Genomic DNA, 25,039 nt, shown 5'->3' on the forward strand with positions numbered 1-25,039 from the left:
CAAAATGGCAGCACAGACCGGACTCGGTGAGCCCCGGGGACCGTGGTTCGTCTCGCCGGACCTGCATCCGGACCCGGCCGGTGGCTGGGCCGTGCCCGGTACGGGGTCGGCCTACCGGCGGCACCGCCGACCCGGCCGGCTGCTGGCCGGGCTGACGGTGGTGGCGCTCTCCACCCTCTCCGGCGCGCTGGCCGGTGGCTGGGTGGCCAGCCAGGACGGCGCGCCCCAACCGGCGGCCTCGGCGGCGGCGGTGCCGGCGGAGTTGGTGAGCGCCGCCGAGAAGACCGTGCCCGGGGTGGTGTCCGTGCTGGTCGGTGGTGCGGGCGGGCGGTCCGCCACCGGCAGCGGCTTCGCCATCGACGACCAGCAGCACATCATCACCAACGACCACATCCTGGCCAAGGGCGACGGCCGGCAGGTGACCGTCGAGGCCCCCAACGGCCGGCGGTTCCCGGCCGAGGTGGTCGGCCGGGAACCCGGCAGCGACCTGGCGGTCCTGCGGGTCCCCCCGGCCGCCGGTCTGGCCCCGCTGCCGCTGGCCAAACCGGGCGGTACCCGGGTGGGCGAGCCGGTGTTGGCGGTCGGCTCACCGCTCGGCCTCTCCGGCACGGTCACCGCCGGCATCGTCAGCGCGCTGGACCGGCAGGTCCGGCTGGGTACCTCCCGGCACTCGGCGGTGCAGACCGACGCCTCCATCAACCCCGGCAACTCCGGCGGCCCCCTGGTCAACGCCCGGGGCGAGGTGGTCGGGGTGAACACCGCGATCGCCACCATCGACGGCAACGGTTCGATCGGGATCGGCTTCGCCATCCCGATCGAACAGGTGCAGCAGACCGCCGACACGATCATCGGCAAGGGCGGCTGAGCGTGGGACCTGCGGGACGTCTCCGCGCACCTGTCGGTCGGGGATCCACGGGACGGCGGTCCGACGGCGGTCCCGTCCCGGATATCGAGTCGATCAAGAGCGGCCGGGGGCCTAACCTCAGGGGGTGGACGACGGACTGCGGGTGACCGACCGGCTGAGCGTTCCCGAGGCCGAGCTCCGGGAACGCTTCTCCCGCTCGTCCGGGCCGGGCGGGCAGGGCGTGAACACCACCGACTCGCGGGTCGAGCTCAGCTTCGACCTGGCCGGCTCGCCGAGCGTGCCGGAGTTCCTGCGTACCCGGGCCCTGGAGCGACTCGCCGGCAAGCTGGTCGACGGGGTGCTCACGGTGACCGCCAGCGAACACCGGGCGCAACTGGCCAACCGCGAGGCCGCCCGGGAGCGGATGGCCGCGTTGCTACGCGCGGCCGTCGCCCCACCGCCACCGCCGCGCCGCCCGACCCGCCCCTCGCGCGGCGCGAAGGAACGCCGACTGGCCGACAAGAAGCGCCAGTCCCAGCGCAAACGCGACCGCCGCGCCGACGACGACTGAGTAAGGAAGGGCCCCTGCTTAACGGATCCGGTATAGCGGGGAACCCCTCTCACCGCTGCCGCAGGTGGTGACGCCGGCGGCGCCGAGCTAACGGTCGGGGTCGAGCACGGTGTCGCAGACCTCGATCAACCGGCTACGTAGGCGGCCCGCGCGCGCGGCGAACTGGCGTTGCCGGGCGACGTACTCGGCCTTGCCCTCCGGTGTCTCGATGGCCACCGCCGGTTGGCCGTACGACGAGAAGTCGTACGGGGACGCCCGCATGTCGAGCAGCCGGATGTCGCGGGCCAACTCGAAGCAGTCCAGCGCCAGCTCCCCGGCAACCGTGGGGCCCAGCTTGGTCGCCCACTTGTGGCAGTCCATCGAGGCGTGCAGGCAGCCCGGCTGGTCCAGCTCCACCTGGCTCTCCCGGGTGGGTTGGAGCAGGTTGCGGCCGACCGCGTCGGGGGTGAAGAACCGGAATGCGTCAAAGTGCGTGCAGCGGATCTGGTGGGACTCGACCACCGTGTCGGTGCCCTCCTGCCCGAGTCGCAGCGGGAGCGGATGCCGATGTTCACGTTGGCGGTACACCATCGCCCACTCGTGCAGACCGAAGCAGCCGGTGAAGGCCGGTCGGGACGAGATGGCGGACAACAGTCGACGGATGAAGCGCACCGAATCGGCCCGGTCGGCGAGGAACGCCGCGACGTCGAGGCGCACGGTCCCGTGCGGGTCCGTGGCGTACCACCGCCACTGCCGGTGCGGGGCGGCGCCGTGCGGTCCCGGTTCCAGACCGACGCCCACGCCGGGATGCCAGCGGCGCAGCACGGCGGGCCGGGTGCCGTAGTAGTCGTACAGAAAGTCGTCGATCGCGTGGCGTTCCCCGGTGGCCCGGCGGGCCCGGTGTCCGGCGGTCAGGGCGTCGGCGCGCTCCTCGTGCGCCCGGGAGAGGGCGGCCCAGGCGGTGGGAGCGAGGGCGGCGGTCACGGTGACCAGCCTACGACCGCCGCCGGCGCCGGTGGTTCAGGGCACGTCGACCCGCACCCCGGTGGTTCAGGGCACGTCGACCCGCACCCCGGCGGAGAAGACGCCGCTGCGCAGCTCCAGGTGGGTGGGTGGCTCCCGGCCGGCGACGCTGAACACCAGCGGCAGCACCACCCGGCTGCCGGCGGCGACCGGCGCGGCGAAGACGTCCCGTCCCTGGTTGGCAGCCTGGGTCGCCAGCAGGTCGGCGCTGGCCCAGGTCCCGCCGGGCAGGTACGCCCGCTGTAGTTGCCCGTGCCAGACCTGCTGCTCCGGCGTGAGGTTGCGCACACCGACGGTGGCCTGGCAGCGCCGGCCGGCGGCGGTGGCCGTGGCACAACTGATCCGGTACACGGTGAACTCGAAGGCCACCTCCCGCAACGGCACGCCGAGGGTGCCGGCGGCGCTCTTGCCCACCCAGGCCCCACTGGTGGGCTGCTGGTCGGTGTCGATCGAGGCGGCCTGTCGGGTGCCGGTCCACCCGGCCACGCCCACCACCCCGGCCAGGACCACCGCGGCCAGCCCCACGGTCAACCAGACCGGCGGGGTACGGCGCCGGACCGCCGCGCGGGGCTCCCCGGGCAACGGGTACACGGTCCCGCCACCGACCGGTGCCGGACGGAGCCTCGATGCGCCGTGCGGGCCCGATGCGCCATATGGGGCGGCTGTGTCATCCGGGCCCGGTGTGCCATGCGGGGCGGGTGTGCCCGTCGGGTCCGGTCCACGGGCGGCGGGCGGTGGTGTCGAGGCGGCGGCGTAGGCCCGGAGCCGGCGGCGGCGTTGCCACCACCACAGGCCGACCCCGGCTCCGGCGAGGGCCAGCACCGCGGCCAGCGCGCCGAGCAGGACCGGGACCCGCCGCCACGGCGGCACCGCCTCGGACCCGGTGGCCCCGGCCGCGGCGCCGTTCCAGGTCGCCGTCGCGCAGTCGTACGGTTGGTTGCCGTTGAGGGCGTAGGCGCAGGTCGGCGCGGTCAGCGGCCGGTCCGGTCCGGTGGTGCGCAGCGCGGTGTGCAGGGTGGTAGTGCCGCGCGGTGGCAGGGTGAGCCGCCAGGTGACCTCGGCGGGCCGGCCGTCGGCGGGGACGGCCTGGCCGCCGCCGGTGACCGTGGTGGCCGTGGATCCCGAGGGAAGCTCCTGGCGCACCATGGTCGTCACCGGCGTGCTGCCGCCGTTGCGTACCTGGATCCGGTAGGCCGGGGCGGGGGTGCCCGCCGGGGCCATCGCCACGGTCACCGCCGTGGCCGGCGTCCGCAGCGGTGCGCGGGTCGGTGTCGGTACCGCCGGCGGCGCCGACGGCATCGCCGGAGCGGCTGTCGGTGCTGCCGCCAAGGCTGCCGGAGCGGCTGGTCCTGCCGCCAGGGCCGCCGGAGCGGCTGGTGGTGCCGCTACCGGTGCTGCCGCAGCGGCTGCTGGTGTCGCCGGGGGCGCCGTTGCCGGCGGCGGTGCCGCCAGCGGTAGTGCCGGTACGGCGGCGAGGATGCCGAGGCAGTGCGCGAGCACCGCGATGGCGCTGTGGTGTCGTCTCGAAGCAGGCATACCTTCGAACCTCCGACGCCGACGCTAGGGGCGCGTCGGCGTCGTGCGGGTACGAAATGGTGAACCCGACCCCGGTGACCAGCGGCTGGCGTACAGTGCGCCGCCGGTGCGGGAGGCTAGATTGGCCGGGTGCGTATCGCTCGTTTTGCTCATGCCAAGGGAATGTCGTTCGGTGCCGTCGAGGGCGAGCCGGAGGCCGGCCCGGAGGGCCTGACCGTCGCCGAGATCGAGGGCCACCCGTTCGGGAAGCTGACGTTCAGCGGGGCGCGTTGGGCCCTGTCGGACGTCCGGCTGCTCTCGCCGATCCTGCCCAGCAAGGTGGTGTGTGTCGGTCGCAACTACGCCGAACACGCCGCCGAGCTGGGCAACGAGGTGCCGAAGGAACCGTTGCTGTTCCTCAAGCCGTCCACGTCGGTGATCGGTCCCCGGGACGCCATCCGACTGCCGGTCTTCACCAGGCAGGTCGAACACGAGGCGGAGTTGGCGGTGGTGATCGGCGCGCCGGGGGCCCGCCGGGCCGACCGGGCCGCCGCCGAGCGGGCCATCTTCGGCTACACCTGCGCCAATGACGTGACCGCGCGGGATCTGCAGCGCTCCGACGGCCAGTGGACCCGGGCCAAGGGCTTCGACTCGTTCTGCCCGATCGGGCCGTGGATCAGCACCGGACTGGACGTGCGGGACCTCGAGGTCCGCTGCGAGGTGGGTCGTGATCCGGAGGAGATGGAGGTACGCCAGCTCGGTCGTACCCGGGACATGGTCTTCGACGTGCCGGCCCTGGTGTCATACATCTCCCACGTGATGACCCTGCTGCCGGGGGACGTGGTGCTGACCGGCACGCCGGCGGGGGTTAGTCCGCTCACGGACGGGGATACGGTCACCGTGCGCATCGAGGGCATCGGGGAGCTGACCAACCCGGTGGTCCCGGTGTGACACCGCTCGGGTTGGCCGAAATCGCAGTTCAGAGGCGGTTTGGGTAACCCGATTTGGCCGGTGGGGCGCCAGGGGGTAAAGTTTCCCCCCGGTGCCGCAAGGTGCCGATGGGGTATGGGGTAATTGGCAGCCCGACTGATTCTGGTTCAGTTAGTCTAGGTTCGAGTCCTGGTACCCCAGCAACCGACGTCCCCAGTGGGCGTCGGTCGCTGGCTTGTGGTGGAGGTCCGCTCCAGTCCCCCGCGAGGGGGGCGAGAAAAGATCTCTGATAGAGTACAGCGGCACCGCCCGGAAGGGCGGTGAACGGAAGGTTCTGGCCCCGTCGTCTAGCGGCCCAGGACGCCGCCCTCTCAAGGCGGTAGCGCCGGTTCGAATCCGGTCGGGGCTACAGCACCAGCGGCCCGTCTCACCCCGGTGAGGCGGGCCGCTTCCGTTTCTCTCCGTGGCGACAGCGGGGCCGTACCCCCGGGGGAGCGCGTCCGTTTCTCCGCGCCCTGTCCTGGTCACCCGTTGCTCGGTGCCCGTCGTCCGCTGCGCCGCCCCGCAGGCACGGCCCCGGGGCCGGGTGCCCCGGGGCCGTGTCCCTTTCCGGGTACGTGTGTGTCTTGAGCGCGGGCGGGAGCGTCAGAGCCCGGAGAGGCGTTGGCCGGCCCGGACCACGGCCATGGCGTGGCGTTCACCGGGGCGGCGGCCGAGGCGTTCGATCGGGCCGGAGATGCTGACCGAGGCGATCACCCGGCCGGTGCGGTCCCGGATCGGGGCTGAGACGCTCGCCACCCCGGGCTCGCGTTCGGCGATGCTCTGGGCCCAGCCCCGGCGGCGTACCTCGGCCAGGGTGCGGCCGGTGAACTTCGACCGGGGCAGCAGCGGCATCACCGCCTCGGGCGGTTCCCAGGCGAGCAGGATCTGCGCCGCCGAGCCGGCGGTCATCGGCAGCACCGAGCCGACCGGGACGGTGTCGCGCAGCCCGCTGGCCCGCTCCGCGGCGGCCACACAGATCCGTTCGTCGGCCCGGCGTAGGTAGAGTTGGGCGCTCTCGCCCGTGGCGTCCCGCAGCGCGGCCAGCAGTGGCTCCGCCGCGGTGAGCAGGACGTCGGGGGCGGCGTTGGCCAGTTCGCCGAGTCGGGGGCCGGGGCGCCACCGCCCCTGGGTGTCCCGGACGAGCATCCGGTGGATCTCCAGCGCCTGTGCCAACCGGTGCGCGGTGGCCCGGGGCAGCTTGGTGCGTTCAACGAGTTCGGCCAGGCTGGCGCCGTCGACACAGGCGGCCAGGATGACCACCGCCTTGTCGAGAACGCCGACACCGCTCATACTGTGTCCCACAAGCCGAAATTTACCTCCCAGAATTTAGGATGTCCAGATGGTGGGAGACACTCGACCGAGGACCCTGGCCGAGAAGGTCTGGGATGCACACGTCGTCCGGTCCGCCGAGGGCGAGCCGGACCTGCTCTACATCGACCTGCACCTGCTCCACGAGGTGACCAGCCCGCAGGCCTTCGACGGGCTGCGGATGGCCGGCCGCCGGGTCCGCCGGACCGACCTCACCCTCGCCACCGAGGACCACAACACCCCGACCGGGTACGACGACCCGGCGTTCCGGTCCCGTCGCGGCGACCTGCTCACGATCGCGGACCCCACCTCCCGCACCCAGATCGAGACGCTGCGCCGCAACTGTGCCGAGTTCGGTGTGAAGATCCACCCGCTGGGCGACGAGAACCAGGGCATCGTGCACGTCATCGGCCCGCAGCTGGGCCTCACCCAGCCGGGCATGACGATCGTCTGTGGCGACTCGCACACCGCCACCCACGGCGCGTTCGGCGCGCTGGCCTTCGGCATCGGCACCAGCGAGGTGGAGCACGTGCTGGCCACCCAGACCCTGCCGCAGGCCCGGCCGAAGACGATGGCGGTCAACGTCGTCGGGCAGCTCGGCCCCGGCGTCACCGCCAAGGACCTGGTGCTGGCGCTGATCACGCAGGTGGGCACCGGCGGCGGTCGCGGCCACATCGTGGAGTACCGGGGTGAGGCGATCCGGGCGCTCTCCATGGAGGGCCGGATGACCATCGCCAACATGTCCATCGAGTGGGGCGCCAAGGCCGGCATGATCGCGCCGGACGAGACCACCTTCCGGTACCTGGAGGGGCGGCCGAACGCGCCGCAGGGGGCCGACTGGGACGCGGCGCTGGCGTACTGGCGGACCCTGCCCACCGACGACGGCGCGGCCTTCGACGCGGAGGTGACCCTGGACGCGGGCCGGATCACCCCGTTCGTCACCTGGGGCACCAACCCGGGGCAGGGCGCGCCGCTGGGCAGCACCGTGCCGGCACCCGAGGCGTTCGACAACGCCGCCGAGCAGGCCGCCGCCCGCCGCGCGTTGGAGTACATGGACCTCACCCCCGGCACCCCGCTGCGGGACCTCGCCGTGGACGTCGTCTTCGTCGGCTCCTGCACCAACGGCCGGCTGGAGGACCTGCGCGCCGCCGCCGACGTGCTGCGCGGCCACCGGGTCGCCGACGGGGTACGCATGCTCGTCGTACCCGGTTCCGCCGTGGTCCGCCTGGCGGCCGAGGCGGAGGGGCTGGACAAGGTCTTCACCGACGCCGGTGCCGAGTGGCGCTTCGCCGGCTGTTCGATGTGCCTGGGGATGAACCCCGACACGCTGAAGCCGGGCGAGCGTTCCGCCTCGACCTCCAACCGAAACTTCGAGGGCCGCCAGGGCCGGGGCGGTCGTACCCACCTGGTGTCGCCGCCGGTGGCCGCCGCCACCGCCGTGGTGGGCCGGCTGGCCGCCCCCGCCGACCTGTAGAAGGGCAGTCAGCAGATGGAGAGGTTCACCACCCACACCGGCACCGCCGTGCCGCTGCGGCGCTCCAACGTGGATACCGATCAGATCATCCCCGCCGTGTACCTCAAGCGGGTGACCCGAACGGGCTTCGCGGACGGTCTGTTCAACGCGTGGCGGGAGGACCCGGCATTCGTGCTGAACGATTCGGCGTATTCCGGTGCGTCGATTCTGGTCACCGGTCCCGAGTTCGGCACCGGATCCTCTCGCGAACACGCCGTGTGGGCGTTGCGCGACTGGGGGTTCCGGGCGGTCGTCTCACCCCGCTTCGGCGACATCTTCCGGGGCAACGCCCTCAAGGAGGGACTGCTCCCGGTCGAGCTGGAATTGACCGCGATCGAGCAGATCTGGGCCCTGGTCGAGGCCGACCCGACCGCCGAGCTGACCGTCGACCTGGCCGCCCGTGAGGTCCGGGTCGCCGACGCCAGCTGGTCGTTCCCGCTTGACGACTTCAGCCGTTGGCGGCTGATGGAGGGCTTGGATGACATTGGACTCACCCTCCGCCACGAGGCGGCGATCGGTGAGTTCGAGGGCACTCGGCCGGCGTTCCTGCCCGCCGTGGCATAGCCGGACGCCCGACCGTACGGCACTTTCCGCCCCCCGCCGGGTTGCCCGGCGGGGGGAATCCGTTGCGACACAAGGGCTTTTTTCCCCCGAATGTTTGTGTCCTGCCTGCACAGGGCATACCGTGCGCGCAGAATGGCTCGCGTCGAGTCAGTTGCACAATCGGGAGGAAGTCGTGAACAAGGCCGAGCTCATCGAGGCGCTCGCCGCTCGTCTGGGGGACCGGAAAACGGCGACGGCGGCGCTCGACGCGGTCCTCGCTGAGGTCCAGGCGGCGGTCACCAAGGGCGAGAAGGTGGCGATCACCGGATTCGGAGCGTTCGAGAAGCGTGTCCGGGGGCCGCGAACAGCGCGCAACCCGCGTACCGGCGAGGCGGTGAAGGTCAAGAAGACATCCGTCCCGACCTTCCGGCCGGGTGCCGGTTTCAAGGAGATGGTGGCCAGCGGCAAGGCGCCGAAGGCCACGGCGGCGGCGAAGAAGACCACGACCGCCGCCAAGGCCACCGCCACCAAGGCCACCACGGCCAAGGCGACCGGCACCAAGGCGACCGGCACCAAGGCCACCGGCACCAAGGCCACCACGGCCAAGGCGACCGGTGCCAAGGCGACGGCGGCCGGGGCTCGCAAGACCGCCACCGCGGCGGCCAAGAAGACGACCGCGGCGAAGGCGGCCAAGAGCACCGCCACCAAGAAGGCGACCGCCACGAAGAAGGCGACGCCGGCGAAGAAGAGCGCCACGGCCAAGTCCACCGCGGCGAAGAAGACCACGGCGGCGGCCAGCAGGAGCGCGGCGGCGAAGAAGGCGCCCGCGAAGAAGTCTCCGGCGAAGAAGGCAGCGACCAAGCGCTGACCCGCTCGTCCCCGAAGGGCGTCCACCCGTCAGGTGGACGCCCTTCGGCGTCCCGGGTGGGGTGTCAGAGGCGGTCGGTGGCAACGAGGCCGCCGGCGGTGAAGGCGAGCAGCCAGCCACCGGCCTTCGGGGTGGTGAATTCGCCGGTCGAGCCGGCCGAGCCGGTCAGTTGGGCCAGGGCACCCGGGATGACCTTGCCCTGACTGCAGACCGCCACCGGTTGGCCGCCGGTGGCGAACTCGGCCAGCCGGGCGGCGGCGGCCAGGGCGCGCTCCTCCGGCTGCTGACCGCCGACGGGCTCGTCGAAGTCACCGGCCACCTCGATCGGCAGATCGAGCAGGGCGGCCGCCGGGTCCAGGGTCTGCACGCAGCGGCGGACCGAGGCGGAGAGCAACCGTACCGGGCCGGTAAGGGCCACCAGGGGGGCCAGCGCGCGGGCCTGCGCCCGGCCGGTGGCGTCCAGCGGTCGGGCGGTGTCCGGCCCCGACCAGGTGGCCCGCTTGCCGGCCCGGGCATGCCGGAGCAGCAGCACCGTGCCGGTCACCGCCGGCAGCGCCGCGAAGGCACCGAGCACCTCGGCGTCGTGCGGGTAGCTGACCAGGCGTACCGCCTCGTCCACGTCGAGCCAGCGGACGTCGTCGACCTCGGTGTCCGGCTGGAAACCACCGGTGCCGACGGCCCGCATCGACCAGTAGTCGACCACCTTCGGGCGGCCCTCGCTGACATAGCGCACCGCCGGCAGGCGTACCTGCGGCACCGCCCGGACGTCGCTCTCCTCGGCCACCTCGCGGACCGCGGCCCGCAACGGGTGCTCACCCGGCTCCAGCTTGCCCTTGGGCAGGGTCCAGTCGCCGTAGCGGGGACGGTGCACCAGACAGACCTCGGTGCCGCCGTCGGTCGGCCGCCACACCACGCCGCCGGCGGCGCGTACCTCGTTCAGCGCAGCCATCGGGTCCACCGGTCCCGCTCGGCCCGCTGCCAGAGCTGCGGGAAGTCGGCGCGTACCCGGCGGACCACTACGCGTTCGCGCTCCGCCAGCCGGCCGGCGGTGAGTGCGAGATGCGGGTCGTCCGGCCGGTCCGCCACCACGGCCGTCCAGGTGTCCGCGGCCACCGCGGCGTCCTGGTGTTCACCGAGCAGCCGTTGCGCGTCGGCCAGCGCACCGGCCAGTTTGCCGGCCTTCCCGCCGACGGCCGGGGCGACTGCCTGTACCGCGTACCGGGCTCGTTTGGCCTGTTTGCGGACGGTGTGCCACTGCTCGTCGGTGCCGAGCGGGTCGAGCCCGGAGACGCCCGCGCCGCCCTTGCGGCCGGTCAGCTTCCGCCAGGGCCGCCGGACCAGACGGGGCAGCACCCGCGCGGCCGGCTCGGCGGCCCGGGGGGTCAGCCGGGGGGCGCGGGCGGCCAGCACCAGCGCGTCGGTAAGCGCCACGTAGCGGGGTGAGCGCAGCGCGGCGTCCACCGCCGCCAGGGCCGCCTCCTGCCGGTCGGCCAGGACGGCGTCGAGCCGGTCCACCGTCGCCGGGTCCAGCGGGCTCAACGGGTCGGCGGCGGCGGTACGGCGCAGCCGCCCCCGCAGCACCTCGGCGTCGCGGGCCGCGCCGAGCACCCCGGCCAACCAGCTCAGCTCCGCGCGCAGCGGATCCGCCCAATCCGGCACCAGCAGCGGGGCGAAGGTCCGCAGGTCGCTGCGCAGCCGTCGGCAGCCGACCCGCATCTGCTGCAGGGCGGTGCGGTGGCCGGGCACCGGTGCGCGCAGCCGGACCAGCGGGTCGTGTCGCAGGAGCCGGTCGACACCGCGCCGGACCGCCTCGGTGACGACGTCACCGGCGGTCGGATCGGCCGGCAGGCCGGTCGGTGCGACCAGGTCCGGCTCGCCGCCGACCGTTCCGACGTGCGTCGGCACCACCAGGTCGAGCGCCCGCCGGTGCTTCGGCACGAAATCCCCGCCGTCGGCGCCGGCCCCGGTCAGCAGCGCCCCGATCCGGTCCAGCAGTTCGCTGTCGCCGGCGGCACGTTCCACCTCCAACTCCCGGAAGGCGCCGGCCGGCTGGTCGGCCGGGTCGAGCACCGTGACCCGGTCGTCGGCGATCTCGGCCAGCAGCGTGCCGGCGGCGTCGTGGACCGCCGACCGGCGCCGCCGGGTGCGCAGCACCGCCACCGGAGCGAGGTCGGCGCCCCGGGTGAAGGCGGTGACCAGTTCGGCCAGCTCACGGGGGACGCCCGAGCCCCGCCGGCCCGGCCGGGAGACCTCGTGCCGCACGCCGGTGGCACCGGTCGGCAGCTTGACGGTCCACGGCTCGCGTTCGCCCCGGCGGTGCCGCAGCGACACTCCGGCCCGGGTCAGCCGCAGATCGGCGGTGTCGAAGTAGGTCGCGACCAACCGGACCGGTCGCTGCGCGGTGATCCGACCGTCGGCCGGCACGGCCGGGGACAGGTCCGGCACGACGAAGTCGTCAGGCACCTGGTACTTGCGTTCTTCTTCCAGCATGGTGATCTCCACCCTAAGCCCGGACCCCGGTCACCCGGGGGTCCCGCCCACCCGCCGCAGCAGCAACTCCTGCAGGTGCCGCAGTGGCGTCTCCGGTGAGCCGGTACGCCGGCTCCAGCTCGCGTCGGCGGCCAACTCGAACGCCTCCACCTCCGGGCCCATCGCGCAGGTCAGCACGTGGTCCAGCTCGGCGCGGGCCACCGGGTCGCTCACCTGCACCAGCGCCTCCACCCGGCGGTCCAGGTTGCGGTGCATCAGGTCGGCCGAGCCCAACCAGAACTCGGCGTCACCGTTGTTGCCGAACCGGAAGATCCGGGAGTGCTCAAGGAACCGGCCGAGGATCGAGCGGACCCGGATGTTCTCCGACAGCCCCGGCACTCCCGGGCGCAGCGTGCACATGCCCCGGATCAGCAGGTCGACGTGCACCCCGGCCTGGGAGGCCCGGTAGAGCGCGTCCACGATCTCCTCGTCGACAAGCGAGTTCACCTTGAACTGCACAAGCCCCGGCATGCCGAGCCGGACGTGCCCGATCTCCCGCTCGATCCGCTCGACCAGCCCGCGCCGGATGCCCTGCGGGGCCACCAGCAACCGCCGGAACGCGGTCTGCCGGCTGTACCCGGTCAACACGTTGAACAGGTCGGTCAGGTCCGCCCCGATCTCCGGGTCGGCGGTGAGCAGCCCGAAGTCCTCGTACAGTCGGGCGGTCTTGGGGTGGTAGTTGCCGGTGCCGATGTGGCAGTACCGGCGGATCTGGTTGCCCTCCTGGCGGACCACCAGCGCGGTCTTGCAGTGCGTCTTCAGCCCGACCAGGCCGTAGACCACGTGGCAGCCGGCCCGTTCCAGGGTGCGGGCCCAGCCGATGTTGGCCACCTCGTCGAAGCGCGCCTTCAGCTCCACCAGCACCACCACCTGCTTGCCGGCGGCGGCGGCGTCGACAAGCGCGTCGACGATCGGGGAGTCCCCGCTGGTGCGGTAGAGGGTCTGCTTGATGGCCAGCACGTTCGGGTCGGCGGCGGCCTGCTCGACGAAGCGCTGCACGCTGGTGGCGAAGGAGTGGTACGGGTGGTGCACCAGGATGTCGCCGTCGCGCAGGGTGGCGAAGACGCTGCGCGGCACCTCACCCTCGACGAGCCGGGGATGGGTGGCCGGCACGAACGGCGGGTCCTTCAGGTCGGGGCGGTCGGCCTCGCCGTAGACCTGCCAGAGCGCGGAGAGGTCCAGCAGACCCCGGACCCGCAGCACATCCTGCGCGTCCATGTCCAGCTCCCGGACCAGCAGCTCCAGCATGTGGTCGGAGATGGAGGCGGCCACCTCCAGGCGTACCGGTGGGCCGAAGCGGCGGCGGGCCAGTTCCCGCTCCAGGGCCTGCAGCAGATCCTCGTCGCGGTCCTCGTCCACCTCCACCTCGGCGTTGCGGGTCACCCGGAACAGGTGGCACTCCACCACCTGCATGCCGGAGAAGAGCTGCCCGAGGTGGACCGAGATGACGTCCTCGACCGGCACGAACCGGACCCCGGGCCGGTCCCGGTCGACCCGGACGAACCGGGGTACGTTGTTCGGCACCTTGACCCGGGCGAACAGCTCCGAGCCGCCGTCGGGGTCGCGGACCGCCACCGCCAGGTTCAGCGACCGCCCCGAGATGTACGGGAAGGGGTGTGCCGGGTCGACGGCGAGTGGGGTGAGCACCGGGAAGATGTGCTCCCGGAACCAGGTCCGCAGCCGTTCCCGCTCGGCGTCGTCGAGGTCACCCCAGCGCAGCACCCGGATGTCCTCGGCGGCCAGCTTCGGCAGTACGTCGTCGACGAGGCAGCTGGCCTGCCGGGCCGCCAGGGCGGCGGTCTTCTCGGCGATCAGCTCCAGTTGGGTGCGCAACGGCAGCCGGTCGCCGCCACGCACCGGCAGGCCGGCGGAGAGGCGGCGCTTGAGGCCGGCGATGCGCACCATGAAGAACTCGTCCAGGTTGCTGGCGAAGATGGCCAGGAACTTCGCCCGTTCCAGCAGGGGGGTGCGCTGGTCCTCGGCGAGCGCCAGCACCCGGGCGTTGAAGTCGAGCCAGGACAGCTCCCGGTTGAGGAACCGCTCCTCGGGCAGCCGCTGGCCGGTCGGCGCCGGACCGGTCGGCGGTGGCTGCTCGCCGTAGGGCCCCTCGTCCAGCACCTCGGCCAGGCCGGCCGAGGCGGCGGCGGCGTCCAGCCCGACCCGGGCCGGCCGGTCCCGGGTGGCCACCGGTCGCGCCGGATCCGCGGGTGCCGGATCTACGGGCGCCGGATCCGCCGGTGCCGGCGACGGGGACGGTGGGTCGGCGTCGCCGGAGGGCGACGGTGGGCCGGCGGCGGCGGGTGACCGGGCCGGGTCCGCCGACGGCAAGGCGGGGCGGAACCGGCCGTCGGCCCCTCGGGTGCGCCTGCCGGCACGGGCGGGGGTGGACCCACGGGGACCGGCCGGGCCGGTGGGGTCCTCGGGGTCGGTGGGGGCTTCGGGGCGGCTCAGCGGCCGGGCGGGGTGCTCGCGAGGGGTGCTCACCTGCCCATAATCACCTGATCCGGGTTAACGGAAAATGAACTCGGGCGGATCACGCCATGGTCGGCAGGGTCACCCGGACCACCTCGCCGGTGGGGTCGGTCTCCACCCGCAGCCGCTGGCCCAGCCGCAGCAGCCGCAGGCCGGAGGCGTCGAAGGCGCGGGCCGGGAAGGGCAACTCGGTGCCGTCGTCCAGCAGCAGCACACCGCTGCGCGTCGTCGCGTCGAAGGTGGCCACCGTGCCCTGCATGGCGTCACCGTACACGCCCCGGACGATCGCCGCCGTGCTCGCGCCGAGCCCCAGCGCCACCGCGGCGGCCAGGTCGGTCGGGGTGTCCACGTCGCGGCGCAGGGTCGGCCAGTCGCCGGTGAGCGGCACCGCGCCGCTGACCGCGTGTGCGGCGGCCGAACCGCCGCCGAAGCGGGGGTCCAGGGGCACCCCGGCCGGCGCGGTGAGCAGCACGGTGCCGTCGCCGGGGGCGTCGGCGACGAACCGGCGTACGCCCGGGGGGTCGTCGTGCGCGGCGGTCAGCGCCGCCGCCAGTTCGGCCGGGCGCAGCGCCGGCAGGTCCGCGGTGATCCCGGCCACCGGCCCGACGGCGGTGGCCGCACCGTGCCGCAGGGCCGCGTTGAGCCCGGCGTCCGGACTGTCCGGTACGACCCGCACCCGGGCCGGCCGCCGGCCACCGGCTGGGCCCTCCTGGCGGGTCAGGGCCGCCGTCACCCGGGCGTCGTCGGTCACCACGACCACCTCGGTCACCGCGACGCAGGCGGCCACCGCGCGTACCGTGTCGGTCGCCAGTGCCAACGCCAGGGTGGCGTGGGGTACGGCCGGCACGGCACCCCGCAGGCGGCTCTTGGCCACGGCGAGGCGCTTCACCGGCACCACCACGGTCCAGGTCTGAGGCACGGTCCAATCCTGCCAGCCGGGCGGCGGTACCCTCACTGGCCGTACCGGGGGCGAGCAGGCATGATTTCCGCGGCGGGTGTCACCACCGGTAGCGGGCTTGGTGGCGGGTGACGAGGAGGCAGGGTGGGGCGGCGGAGGCTGGGGTTCTGGCAATGGTTCGCCGTGGGGTTGGTCAAGCCGGTCATGACGGTCTGGACCCGCCGTACCTGGCGGGGCATGGAGCACCTCCGGCACGACGGCGGGGTGATCATCGTGCCGAACCACATCTCACACGCCGACCCGTTGGTCTCGGCGCACTTCATCTACGACGCCGGACGGTGGCCCCGGTTCCTCGGCAAGGCCAGCGTCTTCCGGGTGCCGGTGATCGGCTGGTTGCTGCACCGGTGCCGACAGATCCCGGTGGAGCGGGGCACCGCCCACGCGGGCAGGTCGCTGGAGGCGCTGGTCGCCGCCCTCGACGAGGGTGGCGCGGTGGTGATCTACCCGGAGGGCACCACCACCCGGCATCCCGACCTGTGGCCGATGCGCGGCAAGACCGGTGCCGCCCGCCTGGCGCTGGCCACCGGGGCCCCGGTGGTCCCGATGGCGATGTGGGGCCCGCAGCGGCTCTTCGACCCGCGTACCAAGCGGTTCGACCCGCGTCCCCGGATCCCGGTCACCGTGTTGGCCGGCCCCCCGGTCGACCTGGGCCGGTGGCAGGGTGCCAGCCCCGACCACCGCACCCTGGAGGAGATGACCGACGAGATCATGCTGCGCCTGCGGGACCTGCTCGCCGAGATCCGGGGCGGCACCGCACCACCGCTGTTCCCACGGCCGGCGGGTGGCCCCGCGGGCGAGTCGGGGGCGGCGGCGTGAGCGGGCACGTGGCGGTGCTGGGGGCGGGATCCTGGGGCACCGCCTTCGCCAAGATCCTGGCCGACGCCGGTCGGGAGGTGACCATCTGGGCCCGCCGGCGACCGGTCGCCGAGACGATCCGGTTGCACCGGCACAACCCGGACTACCTGCCCGCCGTACGGCTGCCCGACCGGGTGACGGCGACCGGTGAGGCCGCCGAGGCGATCTCCGGTGCCGAGCTGGTGGTGCTGGCGGTGCCCTCGCAGACCCTGCGCGGCAACCTCGCCGAGTGGTCCTCGCACCTGCATCCGGACGCCACCCTGGTCTCCCTGATGAAGGGGATCGAGCTGGGCACCACCAAGCGGATGAGCGAGGTGATCGTGGAGACCACCGGGGTCCTGCCGCACCGGGTGGTGGTGGTCTCCGGCCCCAACGTCGCGCCGGAGATCGCCGCCGAGCAGCCGGCCGCCACCGTCGTCGCCGGCACCGACAGCGCCCGGGCGGCGCTGGTGCAGTCGTCGATCCGGACGGCGTACTTCCGCCCGTACACCAATGACGACGTGATCGGCTGCGAGCTGGGCGGCGCGGTGAAGAACGTGATCGCCCTGTCGTACGGCATCGCCGTGGCGATGGGCTTCGGGGACAACACCCGGGCGATGTTGATGACCCGGGGACTGGCCGAGACCGCCCGCCTCGGCGTGGCGCTGGGCGCCGACCCGATCACCTTCGCCGGCCTGGCCGGGATGGGGGACCTGGTCGCCAGCTGCTCGTCGCCGCTGGCCCGGAACCGGACCTTCGGCGAGCACCTCGGCCGGGGTGCCACCCTGGAGGAGGCCCGGGTGGCCACCCGGCAGACCGCCGAGGGGGTCAAGAGCGCCCTGGCGGTACGGGACCTGGCCCGGGCGCACGGCGTGGAGATGCCGATCACCGAGCAGGTCGAGCGGATCTGCCACGAGGGGCTGGACCCGCGGATCGCGGTCAAGCTGCTGATGAGCCGGACCGCCAAACCCGAGTCGTACGAGTGAGGCACCGTGACTGAGCAGGAGTTCCAGGACGGCACCCGGTGCGTACGCGCCGGCCTGCCCGAGCCGGCGCCGGGCGATCCGTTCCTGCCCGGTCCGGTCCTCGCCGCGCCGTACCACCTCGACCCGTGGCAGGGCCCGGCCGGCAGCCCCAACGGGTACGGCCGGCCGGACAACCCGACCCGGCGGCTGCTGGAGGCGGCCATCGGTGAGCTGGAGGGCGGTGACTGCCGGGTCTTCGCCAGTGGTCAGGCGGCCATCACCGGGGTGCTGCTGGCCCTGCTGCGGCCCGGGGACACGGTCCTGCTCCCCGCCGACGGGTACTTCCCGGTCCGGGCGTTCGCCGCCGACACCCTGCAGACCCTCGGGGTACGGGTCCGGTACGCGCCGACCGCCGGGCCGTACCCGTCGTTCGAGGGGGTCCGGCTGGTGCTGCTGGAGTCGCCGGCGAACCCCGGCCTGGACGTGGCCGACGTGCCGGCGCTGGCCGAGCGGGCGCACGCCGCCGGTGCCCTGCTGGCGGTGGACAACACCACCGCGACCCCGCTCGGGCAGCGGCCGTTGGACCTCGGCGCGGATCTGGTGGTGGCCTCCGGCACCAAGGCCCTCACCGGCCACTCGGACCTGCTGCTGGGCTACGCGGCCAGCCGCCAGGAGCGGCTGCTCGACCCGGTCACCGCCTGGCGGACCACCAGCGGGGCCGTGCCGGGGGCCTTCGACGCCTGGCTGGCCCACCGGTCGCTGGCCACCCTGGACCTGCGCCTGGCCCGGCAGTCGGCCAACGCCGAGGCCCTGGCGGGGGCCCTGGCCGACCGGGCCGACGTGGCCGGGCTGCGTTGGCCGGGGTTGCCCACCGACCCGGCGTACCCGGTGGCCGCGCGGCTGTTGCACCGGATGCCGGGGGTGCTCTCGTTCGACCTCGGCGACGCCGACCGGGTGGCCCGGTTCATTGAGGCCGCGCGGTTGGTCGCGGCGGCCACCTCCTTCGGCGGCCTGCACACCACCGCCGACCGCCGGGCGCAGTGGGGCGACGACACGGCACCGGGCTTCGTCCGGCTCTCCTGCGGGGTCGAGGACACCGTCGACCTGGTGGCCGACGTGACAGCCGCCCTGGACCGGGTGGCCGACGTGACGGCCGCCCGGGACGCCACTTGTTGAGCGGGTCCCGCGCCGACCTGGTGCGCCGGCTGCGCGCCGCCGGCTGTGTCTACGCCGAGGACGAGGCCGACCTGCTGCTCGCCGCGGCCGACTCGCCGGCGGCGTTGGCCGTGCTGGCCGGGCGCCGGATCGCCGGGGAGCCGCTGGAACAGGTGCTCGGCTGGGCGGAGTTCGCCGGCCTGCGGGTGGCGGTGACGGCGGGGGTCTTCGTGCCCCGGGCCCGTACCGCCCTGGTGGTCGAGGCGGCCGTGGCGGCGACCGGGCCGGCACCGGCGGTGGTGGACCTCTGTTGTGGCTCCGGCGCGGCCGCCCTGGTGCTGGCGCACCGGTTGACCCCCCGGTGGCTGGCCGCCGCCGACCTGGATCCGAACGCCGTGGAGTGTGCCCGACGCAACCTGGCGCACCTGGGCGTGCCGGTCTTCCAGGGTGACCTGTTCGGGCCGTTGCCGACGCGGTGGCGGGGCCGGTTGGACCTGGTGGTGGCCAACGCCCCGTACGTGCCGACCGCGGCGGTGGCCACCATGCCCGCCGAGGCCCGCCTGCACGAGGCCCGGTTGGCGCTCGACGGTGGCCGGGACGGGCTGTCGGTGCTGCGCCGGGTCGCGGCGGAGTCGGCGCGGTGGCTGGCTCCCGGTGGCCACCTGGCGGTCGAGGTCGCCGCCGACCAGGCCGGCACGCTGGCCGCCGCGATGCGCGGGTACGGGCTGCGGCCTCGGGTGGTGCACGACGACGACCTGGACGCCACCGCGATCGTGGCCCGCCGCACCGACTGACCCGGCCGGGTGACCGCCGCCAGGTCCGGGGCGTCGTTGCCGCGACGGCCCCGGACCGGGCCACGCTCAGGGGCGGCTGGTGGGCACGGCGGTGGTGAAGGCGGTCCAGGTGGCCGGGGTGAAGTGCAGCTGCGGGCCACCCGGGTCCTTCGAGTCGCGCACCGCGACCACCCCGGGGATGCTCGCGAACTCCACACAGGCGCCCTCGTCGCCGCTGTGGCTGCTCTTGCGCCAACCGGCGCGGGCCAGCGCCGCGTTGATCGTCGGGGTCATGTCAGGTATCCCTTCAGGATCTTGCCGAGCTCGTCCCGGCTCTCTGCCGGACTCAGCGCGACGGTCCGCAGATGTTCCATGATCTTGGTGCAGGTGCGCAGGTCACCGGGGCGGTCGAGGACCATCTGACCGGCGACGGTCTCCACCGAGGCGATGATCGGGTCCGCCGGGTCGGCGAACTCCAGGATGTGCAGGGAACCCCGGGTGCCCCGGTGGTAACCCGCCTTGAGTGGGATCACCTGCACGGTGATGTTCGGTAGCTCGGCGAGCTTGATCAGGCGTTGGAGCTGCGCCTCCATCACCGTGGGTCCGCCGACCGGGCGCAGCAGGGCGCCCTCGTCGATGATGGCGTCCATGATCGGCGGGTCGGTGCCGGTGAGCCGCTCCTGCCGCTCCATCCGCAGGTGCACCCGGCGTTCGACGTCGTCGTCGCTGAGGGTGTGCGGGCCGCCGCGCATCACCGCGCGGACGTAGTCGGCGGTCTGCAACAGGCCCGGTACGACCGACGGTTCGAAGTTGGCGATCGCGGTCGCCTCGGCCTCCAGCGCGATGAAGTCGATGGTGCGTTGGTCCAGCAGGTGGGAGTAGGACACCCACCAGCCGGGCTTGCGGGCGTCCTTGGCCAGTGCGACGGCGGCGCTGACCTCGTCGGCCGCCACCCCGTAGAGCGTGAGCAGCGCACGCACGGTCGCCGGGGTGACCAGGGTCTGGGCGTTCTCGTACCGGGACAGGGTGCTGCGGGTGCTGTTGATCTCGTCCGCGGCGGCCTCCAGCGTCAGGCCGGCAGCTTCCCGGTGTTGCCGCAGGGCGATGCCCAGTCGCCGTGCTCGGGCGGTCTTCGGAGCCATGCATCGATGGTCGCACACGGGTCCGGGAAAGTGTGCATGAGAGAATAGCGATGAGAGTTGCATTCATCCCTGTAGAGATGTCAACCTGTGGTGGCGTCCTCACCGCCGGTTGTCGTGGCGACGGTGGTGGTGAGTGACCGGAGGGGATGGGGCGCGTGGCGATCGGGTTTTCTCCCCCGTACCCGATCGCCGCGTGCCGCCCGTAACGGCCACCGGAAGGAGTCCGATGACGGCAGCCGGCTGTTGGCCCCGCGTCTCGCGGTGCCGCTGGTGCGCCCGCCCGGTGCTGCGCGACAACGGCGGCGCCTGGATCCACGCCGATCTCGCCTACCTCTGCCGCGACGCCGCAGGTGGTCTCAGCTACGTCTGCCGGGACTCCGGTGGGGGGATCGCGGCGACCACCGCCGAGCCGGAGGGGATCCCTCATGGCTCCTGATCGGAGGCGGTCGTCCGGAGGTGGGCGGCGATGACCCGGTTCCTCGTGGTGCTCACCGACGTGCGTCCGTTGGACGGTGCCGTGCGCAACGAGCGGCTCGCCCCGGAACGCCGCCGCCAGGTGGTGGGGGCCAGCAACCGGGAGGCGGCCGACCGGATCGCCGGGGCCTTCATGGCCCTGGGCATGGTGCGGGCCGGCAGGCAGCGGGTCAAGGTGCTCGCCGTCGGTCGGCGCTTCGCCGGTGAGGTCACCCGGGTGCTGCGGGAGGCGCCGGCCGGCCGGGCCGGCTGACCACGACCACCATGCGGTGATTACGCTCGGTATAGGCACCGTTGACCGATTGCTCAGTCGTGCCGCGTGTCCCCGGGTATCGGCATCGGCCGTTCACCACGCACAGTAAGGTCAACCGGGTGAGCGCCGTCGGCGTCACAGCGAGTTTCGCAGTCGGGACCGAAGAGGTGACCCCAGTGACCACCCCAGGCAAGACCCGCGTGGCGATCGTCTTCGGCGGCCGTAGCCCGGAGCACGGCATTTCCTGCGTCAGCGCCGGCAGTGTGCTCGCCGCCCTGGACCCGGACGAGTTCGACGTGGTGCCGGTCGGCATCACCCGGGCCGGGCAGTGGGTGCTGACCGACGGCGACGCCGCCGCGCTGGCGATCCGGGCCCGTCAGCTGCCGGAGATCACCGCCGCCTCCGGCGCCGACCTGGTGCTGCGCGCCGACCCCACCGGCAACGGGCTGCTGGTCTTCGAGCCGGACCAGGGCCCCCGCGCCCTGGCCGACGTGGACGTGGTCTTCCCCGTGCTGCACGGCGCGTACGGCGAGGACGGCACGATCCAGGGCATGCTGGAGATGGCCGGCATCCCGTACGTGGGGGCGAACGTCTTCGCCTCCGCCGCCGCCATGGACAAGGAGTTCACCAAGAAGCTCTGCGCGGTCGAGGGCATCCCGGTCGGGCCGTACGTGGTGCTGCGCAACGGGATGGAGATCACCGAGGAGGACAAGCAACGCCTCGGGCTGCCGGTCTTCGTCAAGCCGTCCCGGGCCGGTTCCTCCTTCGGCATCAGCAAGGTCGACGACTGGGCGAAGCTGGACGAGGCCGTGGCCGCCGCCCGGCAGATCGACCCGAAGGTGCTGGTCGAGGCGGCCATCGTCGGCCGGGAGATCGAGTGCGGGGTGCTGGAGGGTGAGGCCGGCGGCGCCCCCGAGGCGTCGGTCCTGGCCGAGGTGCGGGTCGTCGGCGGGCACGACTTCTACGACTTCGAGGCCAAGTACATCGACGCCGACGAGGCCTGCGAGTACGACATCCCGGCCGGCCTGCCCGACCCGGTCACCCGCCGGGTACGGGAGTACGCCACCCGGGCCTTCACCGCGCTGGACTGCGCCGGCCTGGCCCGCGCCGACTTCTTCGTCACCCCGGACGGCGACATCTACCTCAACGAGGTCAACACGATGCCCGGGTTCACCCCGTCGTCGATGTTCCCGCGGATGTGGGCGGCCTCCGGTCTGGAGTACCCGAAGCTGGTCGACCGGCTGATCCGGACCGCCCTGCGGCGCGGCACCGGCCTGCACTGAGCCGCCCGGCGGGGCGGCACCGGCCTGCACCGAGCCGCCCGGCGGGGGTGACGTCGGCCTGCACCGAGCCGCCCGGCGGGGGTGACGTCGGCCTGCACCGAGCCTTGACCGCTGCCGCCGCCCACCGGCGGCGGCAGCGGGTCAGCGGTCGCAGCCGGCGGGCGGGGTGCCGCCGGAGGGCACCGAGGCGACGATCGTGTTGGCGATCGGGGCGACCCGCTGCAACGCCGGACCGTACGCCTCCGGCACGGTCACCCGGACCGGCACCTCCCGGTCGACGGTGGTCAGCACCGTCGCGCCGGTCCCCTCGGTCGGGTGCCAGCAGACGTTGTTGACCTTCCACACCTCGTCGGTGGGCTGGTAGTCGGCGACCGGGCCGCCGCAGACCACGGTCAGTGGCGGATCGCCGTACGCGGCGTTCTGCTCCGGGCCGGCGGTGACCGGCCGCTGGGGGAGGTCACCCACGGCCGCCGGGAGCTGGGAGAGCAGGGCCCGGCACACCGTGGCCGGGCGTTCGGCCAGCGGCGGGGCGGCCAGCTCGACCGGGGCCGTCGACTGCGGCTGGGCGGCGGTGGTCGAGGCGGTGGGGGAGTCGGGGGTGTCGCCGGGGGCGAGCCGGGCGACGGCCAGCCCCGCCACCACCAGGGTGACCGGGAGCGCGACGGCGGTGGCCAGCAGGGCGGCGTTACGGGTGGTCCGGTCCACTTACAGCCGTACCACCGAGCAGGTCAGCGTGCGGGTGATGCCGGGCACCAGCTGCACGTTGCTGACGATCAGTTTGCCCAGCTCGTCGACGGTGTTGGCCTCGGTCAGCACCACCACGTCGTACGGCCCGGTGACGGCGTCGACCCGGACCACCCCGGGAAGGTCCGCGATGAGACCGGCCACGTCCCGTGCCCGGCCGACCTCTGTCTGGATGAGGATGTACGCCTGAACCACGACTCGACCTCCGTCCTCGCCGCGCGGGGCGGCCCGAAGGGTGAAACTACCCTACGGACCAGGGGAGATCCCTATCGGTGGTCGAGGAGAAGCATTGAGCGAGCGGAGCGGGACGGCGTGAGTGTCGCGGATGTCGGCGAGTTCGGGTTGATCGACCGGGTCACCGCCCGGCTGGGACAGGGCTCGGCCTGCCTGCTCGGGCCGGGTGACGACGCGGCGGTGGTGAGCGCCCCGGACGCCCGGGTGGTGGCCTCGACCGACGTGCTGGTCGAGGGGCGGCACTTCCGGCGGGACTGGTCCAGCGCACTGGACGTCGGGCACCGGGCGGCGGCGGCGAACCTGGCCGACGTGGCGGCGATGGGTGCCGTGCCCACCGCCCTGCTGGTCGCCCTCTGTCTGCCCGCCCAGGTGTCGCCCGACTGGGCGGAGCAGCTCGCCGACGGGCTCGGCGCGGAGGCCGCCAAGGTCGGCGCGAGCGTGGTAGGTGGGGACATGTCGGCCAGTCCGACGTTGACCGTGGCGGTCACCGCCCTCGGTGACCTCGGTGGCCGGGCCCCGGTGGTGCGCTCCGGTGCCCGCCCCGGTGACGTGGTCGCCCTGGCCGGCCGGACCGGGTACGCGGCGGCCGGCTACACCGTGCTGTCCCGGGGCTTCCGGACACCGAAGCTGCTGGTCGAGGCGTACCGGCGACCCGAGGTGCCGTACTCGGCCGGTCCGCACGCCGCCCGGCTCGGGGCCACCGCCATGATCGACGTCTCGGACGGGTTGCTGGCCGATCTGGGCCACGTGGCCAAGGCCAGCGGGGTCCGCGTCGACGTGCACCGGGCCGCCTTCGAGGTGCCCCGCCAGATGCGGGACGCCGCCCAGGCGCTCGGCGTCGACTCGTACACCTGGTTGTTGGCCGGGGGAGACGACCACGCCCTGGCGGCCACCTTCCCGCCGGCGGTGGTATTGCCCGCACCCTGGCGCCCGATCGGCCGGGTCTCGGCGGGCGCCGGGGTGACCGTCGACGGCGCCCGGTACGAGGGGCCGGCCGGCTGGGACCACTTCCGGTGATGGTCGTACCCTTCAACCGTGAGTGAGATCGAACTCCGTGCGCTGCCCTTCGACGCGCCGGTCTCCCGGGCGTTGATCCGGGACGCGCTGGCCGACCTGGGGCAACGCTACGGCGGCAGCGGCGACGAGACCCCGGTGGACGCGGCCGAGTTCGTCCCGCCGCACGGGGCGTTCCTGGTCGCCTACCTCGGCGGGGAGGCGGTCGGCTGTGGCGGCTGGCGCAGTCATGGCACCGCCGGTGACACCGCCGAGCTGAAGCGGATGTACACCGCGGCGGCGGCCCGGGGGCGCGGGGTGGCCCGCGCGGTGCTCGCCGCGGTGGAGCGCTCCGCGCGTGAGCACGGCCGCAAGCGGCTCATCCTGGAGTGCGGCGACCGGCAGCCCGAGGCGATCGCCATGTACTCGTCGGCCGGGTACGAGCGGATCCCGAACTTCGGCTTCTACCGGGACGAGCCGGGCTGCGTCTCCTTCGGCCGCACCCTCTGAGCAACCCGGCGGGCCCAAGCAGGCGGGCCCAAGCAGGCGGGCCGGTCGGGGCCCGCCCAGACGGCTCGGCGGGCCCGCGCGGAGCGGGCCGGGAGGACACCCGCGAACCTGGACCCGACAGAACCGGGACATGACAGAGCCGGCGGACCGTCCACGGTCCGCCGGCAATGGCAGGGTCGGTGCCCGGGGGCTACCGGGTCAGGCGCGGGTGACCTTGCCGGCCTTGATGCAGGAGGTGCAGACCTTGAGCTTCTTGGTCGTGCCGCCACCGGCCGGGGTGCGCACCGACTGGATGTTCGGGTTCCAGCGGCGGTTGGTCCGCCGGTGCGAGTGGGACACGTTGTGGCCGAAGCCCGGTCCCTTGCCACAGACGTCGCACACGCTAGCCACGGGATACTCCTGAGATTGATACGTTCATGAGGTCGTGCTTGATGCTGGTCGTGCCGGATCCAGGTCGTCCCGGATCCAGATCGTGCCGGATCCAGGCCGTACCTGAGGCGGTTCGCCGGCAGGCGTCGCCCGGACAACCTGGCCAGGTTACCCGATCTGCGCCCCGGCCGGCCAACCACCCCTGCCAGCGCGGA

The 25,039-nt window shown here is 73.6% G+C and carries 26 protein-coding genes, 2 tRNA genes and 1 pseudogene; 17 read left to right on the forward strand and 12 right to left on the reverse strand.

Annotated features, from left to right (window positions below; genetic code table 11):
• Positions 1–4 precede the first annotated feature (4 nt).
• Both ACN28G_RS03815 and arfB read left to right on the forward strand, forming a co-directional pair.
• Complete coding sequence (locus ACN28G_RS03815) at positions 5–865, forward strand: S1C family serine protease (protein ID WP_091435452.1); 861 nt, start codon at positions 5–7, stop codon at positions 863–865.
• A gap of 124 nt (positions 866–989) precedes the next feature.
• Complete coding sequence (gene arfB, locus ACN28G_RS03820; protein ID WP_091435453.1) at positions 990–1,415, forward strand: alternative ribosome rescue aminoacyl-tRNA hydrolase ArfB; 426 nt, start codon at positions 990–992, stop codon at positions 1,413–1,415.
• Positions 1,416–1,502: 87 nt separating this feature from the next.
• On the opposite strand, the gene ACN28G_RS03825 is transcribed toward arfB, so the two are convergent.
• Positions 1,503–2,378 carry a 3-methyladenine DNA glycosylase gene (locus ACN28G_RS03825; protein ID WP_421478427.1) on the reverse strand — a complete coding sequence of 292 codons (876 nt, stop codon included), beginning with the start codon at positions 2,376–2,378 and terminating at the stop codon, positions 1,503–1,505.
• A gap of 66 nt (positions 2,379–2,444) precedes the next feature.
• The gene (locus ACN28G_RS03830) at positions 2,445–3,953 is read right to left on the reverse strand and encodes a hypothetical protein (RefSeq protein WP_421478428.1); all 1,509 of its coding nucleotides are present in this window, start codon (positions 3,951–3,953) and stop codon (positions 2,445–2,447) included.
• Between the two features lie 129 nt (positions 3,954–4,082).
• Between ACN28G_RS03830 and ACN28G_RS03835 the strand changes: the two genes are divergently transcribed.
• From ACN28G_RS03835 to ACN28G_RS03845, 3 genes are all read left to right on the forward strand, one after another.
• Positions 4,083–4,883, forward strand: a complete 801-nt coding sequence (locus ACN28G_RS03835; RefSeq protein WP_091435456.1) for a fumarylacetoacetate hydrolase family protein — start codon at positions 4,083–4,085, stop codon at positions 4,881–4,883.
• A gap of 108 nt (positions 4,884–4,991) precedes the next feature.
• Positions 4,992–5,063, forward strand: a tRNA-Gln gene (locus ACN28G_RS03840).
• Between the two features lie 135 nt (positions 5,064–5,198).
• A tRNA-Glu gene (locus ACN28G_RS03845) sits at positions 5,199–5,271 on the forward strand.
• 236 nt (positions 5,272–5,507) lie between these two features.
• On the opposite strand, the gene ACN28G_RS03850 is transcribed toward ACN28G_RS03845, so the two are convergent.
• Complete coding sequence (locus tag ACN28G_RS03850; RefSeq protein WP_091435457.1) at positions 5,508–6,194, reverse strand: IclR family transcriptional regulator; 687 nt, start codon at positions 6,192–6,194, stop codon at positions 5,508–5,510.
• 49 nt (positions 6,195–6,243) lie between these two features.
• Here ACN28G_RS03850 and leuC point away from each other — a divergent pair, with 49 nt between their 5' ends.
• From leuC to ACN28G_RS03865, 3 genes are all read left to right on the forward strand, one after another.
• Entirely contained in the window at positions 6,244–7,686 is a 1,443-nt protein-coding gene (leuC, locus tag ACN28G_RS03855) for a 3-isopropylmalate dehydratase large subunit (protein ID WP_091435458.1), read from the forward strand.
• Between the two features lie 15 nt (positions 7,687–7,701).
• Positions 7,702–8,289: a 3-isopropylmalate dehydratase small subunit gene (gene leuD / locus ACN28G_RS03860; RefSeq protein WP_091435459.1), complete on the forward strand. Its 588-nt coding sequence runs from the start codon at positions 7,702–7,704 to the stop codon at positions 8,287–8,289.
• 172 nt (positions 8,290–8,461) lie between these two features.
• Positions 8,462–9,136: an HU family DNA-binding protein gene (locus tag ACN28G_RS03865; protein WP_421478429.1), complete on the forward strand. Its 675-nt coding sequence runs from the start codon at positions 8,462–8,464 to the stop codon at positions 9,134–9,136.
• Between the two features lie 64 nt (positions 9,137–9,200).
• On the opposite strand, the gene ACN28G_RS03870 is transcribed toward ACN28G_RS03865, so the two are convergent.
• From ACN28G_RS03870 to cofC, 4 genes and pseudogenes are all read right to left on the reverse strand, one after another.
• Positions 9,201–10,085 carry an NUDIX hydrolase gene (locus tag ACN28G_RS03870; RefSeq protein WP_421478430.1) on the reverse strand — a complete coding sequence of 295 codons (885 nt, stop codon included), beginning with the start codon at positions 10,083–10,085 and terminating at the stop codon, positions 9,201–9,203.
• The gene (locus ACN28G_RS03875) at positions 10,073–11,626 is read right to left on the reverse strand and encodes a CYTH and CHAD domain-containing protein (protein ID WP_091446108.1); all 1,554 of its coding nucleotides are present in this window, start codon (positions 11,624–11,626) and stop codon (positions 10,073–10,075) included. The genes ACN28G_RS03870 and ACN28G_RS03875 overlap by 13 nt, the downstream gene beginning before the upstream one ends.
• A gap of 30 nt (positions 11,627–11,656) precedes the next feature.
• On the reverse strand, positions 11,657–13,852 hold the full coding sequence (locus tag ACN28G_RS03880) for an RNA degradosome polyphosphate kinase (RefSeq protein ID WP_229688090.1): 2,196 nt from the start codon (positions 13,850–13,852) through the stop codon (positions 11,657–11,659).
• A 568-nt stretch (positions 13,853–14,420) separates the two neighbouring features.
• Positions 14,421–15,056: pseudogene (gene cofC / locus ACN28G_RS03885) on the reverse strand (2-phospho-L-lactate guanylyltransferase); the annotation flags it as partial.
• A 123-nt stretch (positions 15,057–15,179) separates the two neighbouring features.
• On the opposite strand from cofC, the gene ACN28G_RS03890 reads away from it, so the two are divergent.
• Genes ACN28G_RS03890 through ACN28G_RS03905 form a run of 4 tightly spaced genes read left to right on the forward strand, consistent with a single transcriptional unit; the run spans position 15,180 to position 18,843 of the window.
• Positions 15,180–15,911: a lysophospholipid acyltransferase family protein gene (locus ACN28G_RS03890; protein ID WP_421478431.1), complete on the forward strand. Its 732-nt coding sequence runs from the start codon at positions 15,180–15,182 to the stop codon at positions 15,909–15,911.
• Positions 15,908–16,915 carry an NAD(P)H-dependent glycerol-3-phosphate dehydrogenase gene (locus tag ACN28G_RS03895; RefSeq protein WP_091435464.1) on the forward strand — a complete coding sequence of 336 codons (1,008 nt, stop codon included), beginning with the start codon at positions 15,908–15,910 and terminating at the stop codon, positions 16,913–16,915. Before ACN28G_RS03890 ends, ACN28G_RS03895 begins: the two co-directional genes overlap by 4 nt.
• Positions 16,916–16,921: 6 nt before the next feature.
• Positions 16,922–18,070, forward strand: coding sequence for a cystathionine gamma-lyase (locus tag ACN28G_RS03900; RefSeq protein WP_091435465.1), 1,149 nt, complete (start codon positions 16,922–16,924; stop codon positions 18,068–18,070).
• On the forward strand, positions 18,067–18,843 hold the full coding sequence (locus ACN28G_RS03905) for a putative protein N(5)-glutamine methyltransferase (protein WP_373868285.1): 777 nt from the start codon (positions 18,067–18,069) through the stop codon (positions 18,841–18,843). The genes ACN28G_RS03900 and ACN28G_RS03905 overlap by 4 nt, the downstream gene beginning before the upstream one ends.
• Before the next feature lie 66 nt (positions 18,844–18,909).
• On the opposite strand, the gene ACN28G_RS03910 is transcribed toward ACN28G_RS03905, so the two are convergent.
• Both ACN28G_RS03910 and ACN28G_RS03915 read right to left on the reverse strand, forming a co-directional pair.
• On the reverse strand, positions 18,910–19,116 hold the full coding sequence (locus tag ACN28G_RS03910; RefSeq protein WP_091435467.1) for a DUF397 domain-containing protein: 207 nt from the start codon (positions 19,114–19,116) through the stop codon (positions 18,910–18,912).
• On the reverse strand, positions 19,113–19,964 hold the full coding sequence (locus ACN28G_RS03915) for a helix-turn-helix domain-containing protein (RefSeq protein WP_091435468.1): 852 nt from the start codon (positions 19,962–19,964) through the stop codon (positions 19,113–19,115). Before ACN28G_RS03915 ends, ACN28G_RS03910 begins: the two co-directional genes overlap by 4 nt.
• Before the next feature lie 226 nt (positions 19,965–20,190).
• Between ACN28G_RS03915 and ACN28G_RS03920 the strand changes: the two genes are divergently transcribed.
• The 3 genes from ACN28G_RS03920 (at position 20,191) to ACN28G_RS03930 (ending at position 21,974) form a co-directional block, all read left to right on the forward strand.
• Positions 20,191–20,400, forward strand: a complete 210-nt coding sequence (locus ACN28G_RS03920; RefSeq protein WP_139135622.1) for a hypothetical protein — start codon at positions 20,191–20,193, stop codon at positions 20,398–20,400.
• Positions 20,401–20,430: 30 nt separating this feature from the next.
• Positions 20,431–20,691 carry a hypothetical protein gene (locus ACN28G_RS03925; protein ID WP_091435469.1) on the forward strand — a complete coding sequence of 87 codons (261 nt, stop codon included), beginning with the start codon at positions 20,431–20,433 and terminating at the stop codon, positions 20,689–20,691.
• Positions 20,692–20,867: 176 nt separating this feature from the next.
• Entirely contained in the window at positions 20,868–21,974 is a 1,107-nt protein-coding gene (locus tag ACN28G_RS03930; protein WP_091435470.1) for a D-alanine--D-alanine ligase family protein, read from the forward strand.
• Positions 21,975–22,115: 141 nt separating this feature from the next.
• On the opposite strand, the gene ACN28G_RS03935 is transcribed toward ACN28G_RS03930, so the two are convergent.
• Together ACN28G_RS03935 and ACN28G_RS03940 are read right to left on the reverse strand one after the other, a co-directional pair.
• On the reverse strand, positions 22,116–22,679 hold the full coding sequence (locus tag ACN28G_RS03935; protein WP_091435471.1) for a DUF3515 domain-containing protein: 564 nt from the start codon (positions 22,677–22,679) through the stop codon (positions 22,116–22,118).
• Positions 22,680–22,913: an Lrp/AsnC ligand binding domain-containing protein gene (locus ACN28G_RS03940; RefSeq protein WP_091435472.1), complete on the reverse strand. Its 234-nt coding sequence runs from the start codon at positions 22,911–22,913 to the stop codon at positions 22,680–22,682.
• A 117-nt stretch (positions 22,914–23,030) separates the two neighbouring features.
• Between ACN28G_RS03940 and ACN28G_RS03945 the strand changes: the two genes are divergently transcribed.
• Together ACN28G_RS03945 and ACN28G_RS03950 are read left to right on the forward strand one after the other, a co-directional pair.
• The gene (locus ACN28G_RS03945; protein ID WP_421478432.1) at positions 23,031–23,969 is read left to right on the forward strand and encodes a thiamine-phosphate kinase; all 939 of its coding nucleotides are present in this window, start codon (positions 23,031–23,033) and stop codon (positions 23,967–23,969) included.
• Positions 23,970–23,987: 18 nt separating this feature from the next.
• Positions 23,988–24,455, forward strand: coding sequence for a GNAT family N-acetyltransferase (locus ACN28G_RS03950; RefSeq protein ID WP_091435474.1), 468 nt, complete (start codon positions 23,988–23,990; stop codon positions 24,453–24,455).
• Positions 24,456–24,653: 198 nt separating this feature from the next.
• Here the strand turns inward: ACN28G_RS03950 and rpmB are convergent, their stop codons facing one another.
• On the reverse strand, positions 24,654–24,845 hold the full coding sequence (rpmB, locus tag ACN28G_RS03955) for a 50S ribosomal protein L28 (RefSeq protein WP_007075181.1): 192 nt from the start codon (positions 24,843–24,845) through the stop codon (positions 24,654–24,656).
• Positions 24,846–25,039: the final 194 nt, after the last annotated feature.

The organism is Micromonospora sp. WMMA1923 (assembly GCF_049179195.1).
Classification (GTDB): domain Bacteria; phylum Actinomycetota; class Actinomycetes; order Mycobacteriales; family Micromonosporaceae; genus Micromonospora; species Micromonospora yangpuensis.

Bases quoted from the DNA above. Each gene is read 5' to 3' on its own strand.
- ACN28G_RS03920 (WP_139135622.1), top strand. From the start codon at position 20,191: ATGACGGCAGCCGGCTGTTGGCCCCGCGTCTCGCGGTGCCGCTGGTGC.
- ACN28G_RS03815 (WP_091435452.1), top strand. From the start codon at position 5: ATGGCAGCACAGACCGGACTCGGTGAGCCCCGGGGACCGTGGTTCGTC.
- ACN28G_RS03830 (WP_421478428.1), bottom strand. From the start codon at position 3,953: ATGCCTGCTTCGAGACGACACCACAGCGCCATCGCGGTGCTCGCGCAC.
- ACN28G_RS03915 (WP_091435468.1), bottom strand. From the start codon at position 19,964: ATGGCTCCGAAGACCGCCCGAGCACGGCGACTGGGCATCGCCCTGCGG.
- ACN28G_RS03910 (WP_091435467.1), bottom strand. From the start codon at position 19,116: ATGACCCCGACGATCAACGCGGCGCTGGCCCGCGCCGGTTGGCGCAAG.
- ACN28G_RS03850 (WP_091435457.1), bottom strand. From the start codon at position 6,194: ATGAGCGGTGTCGGCGTTCTCGACAAGGCGGTGGTCATCCTGGCCGCC.
- leuD (WP_091435459.1), top strand. From the start codon at position 7,702: ATGGAGAGGTTCACCACCCACACCGGCACCGCCGTGCCGCTGCGGCGC.
- ACN28G_RS03875 (WP_091446108.1), bottom strand. From the start codon at position 11,626: ATGCTGGAAGAAGAACGCAAGTACCAGGTGCCTGACGACTTCGTCGTG.
- ACN28G_RS03925 (WP_091435469.1), top strand. From the start codon at position 20,431: ATGACCCGGTTCCTCGTGGTGCTCACCGACGTGCGTCCGTTGGACGGT.
- leuC (WP_091435458.1), top strand. From the start codon at position 6,244: ATGGTGGGAGACACTCGACCGAGGACCCTGGCCGAGAAGGTCTGGGAT.
- ACN28G_RS03870 (WP_421478430.1), bottom strand. From the start codon at position 10,085: ATGGCTGCGCTGAACGAGGTACGCGCCGCCGGCGGCGTGGTGTGGCGG.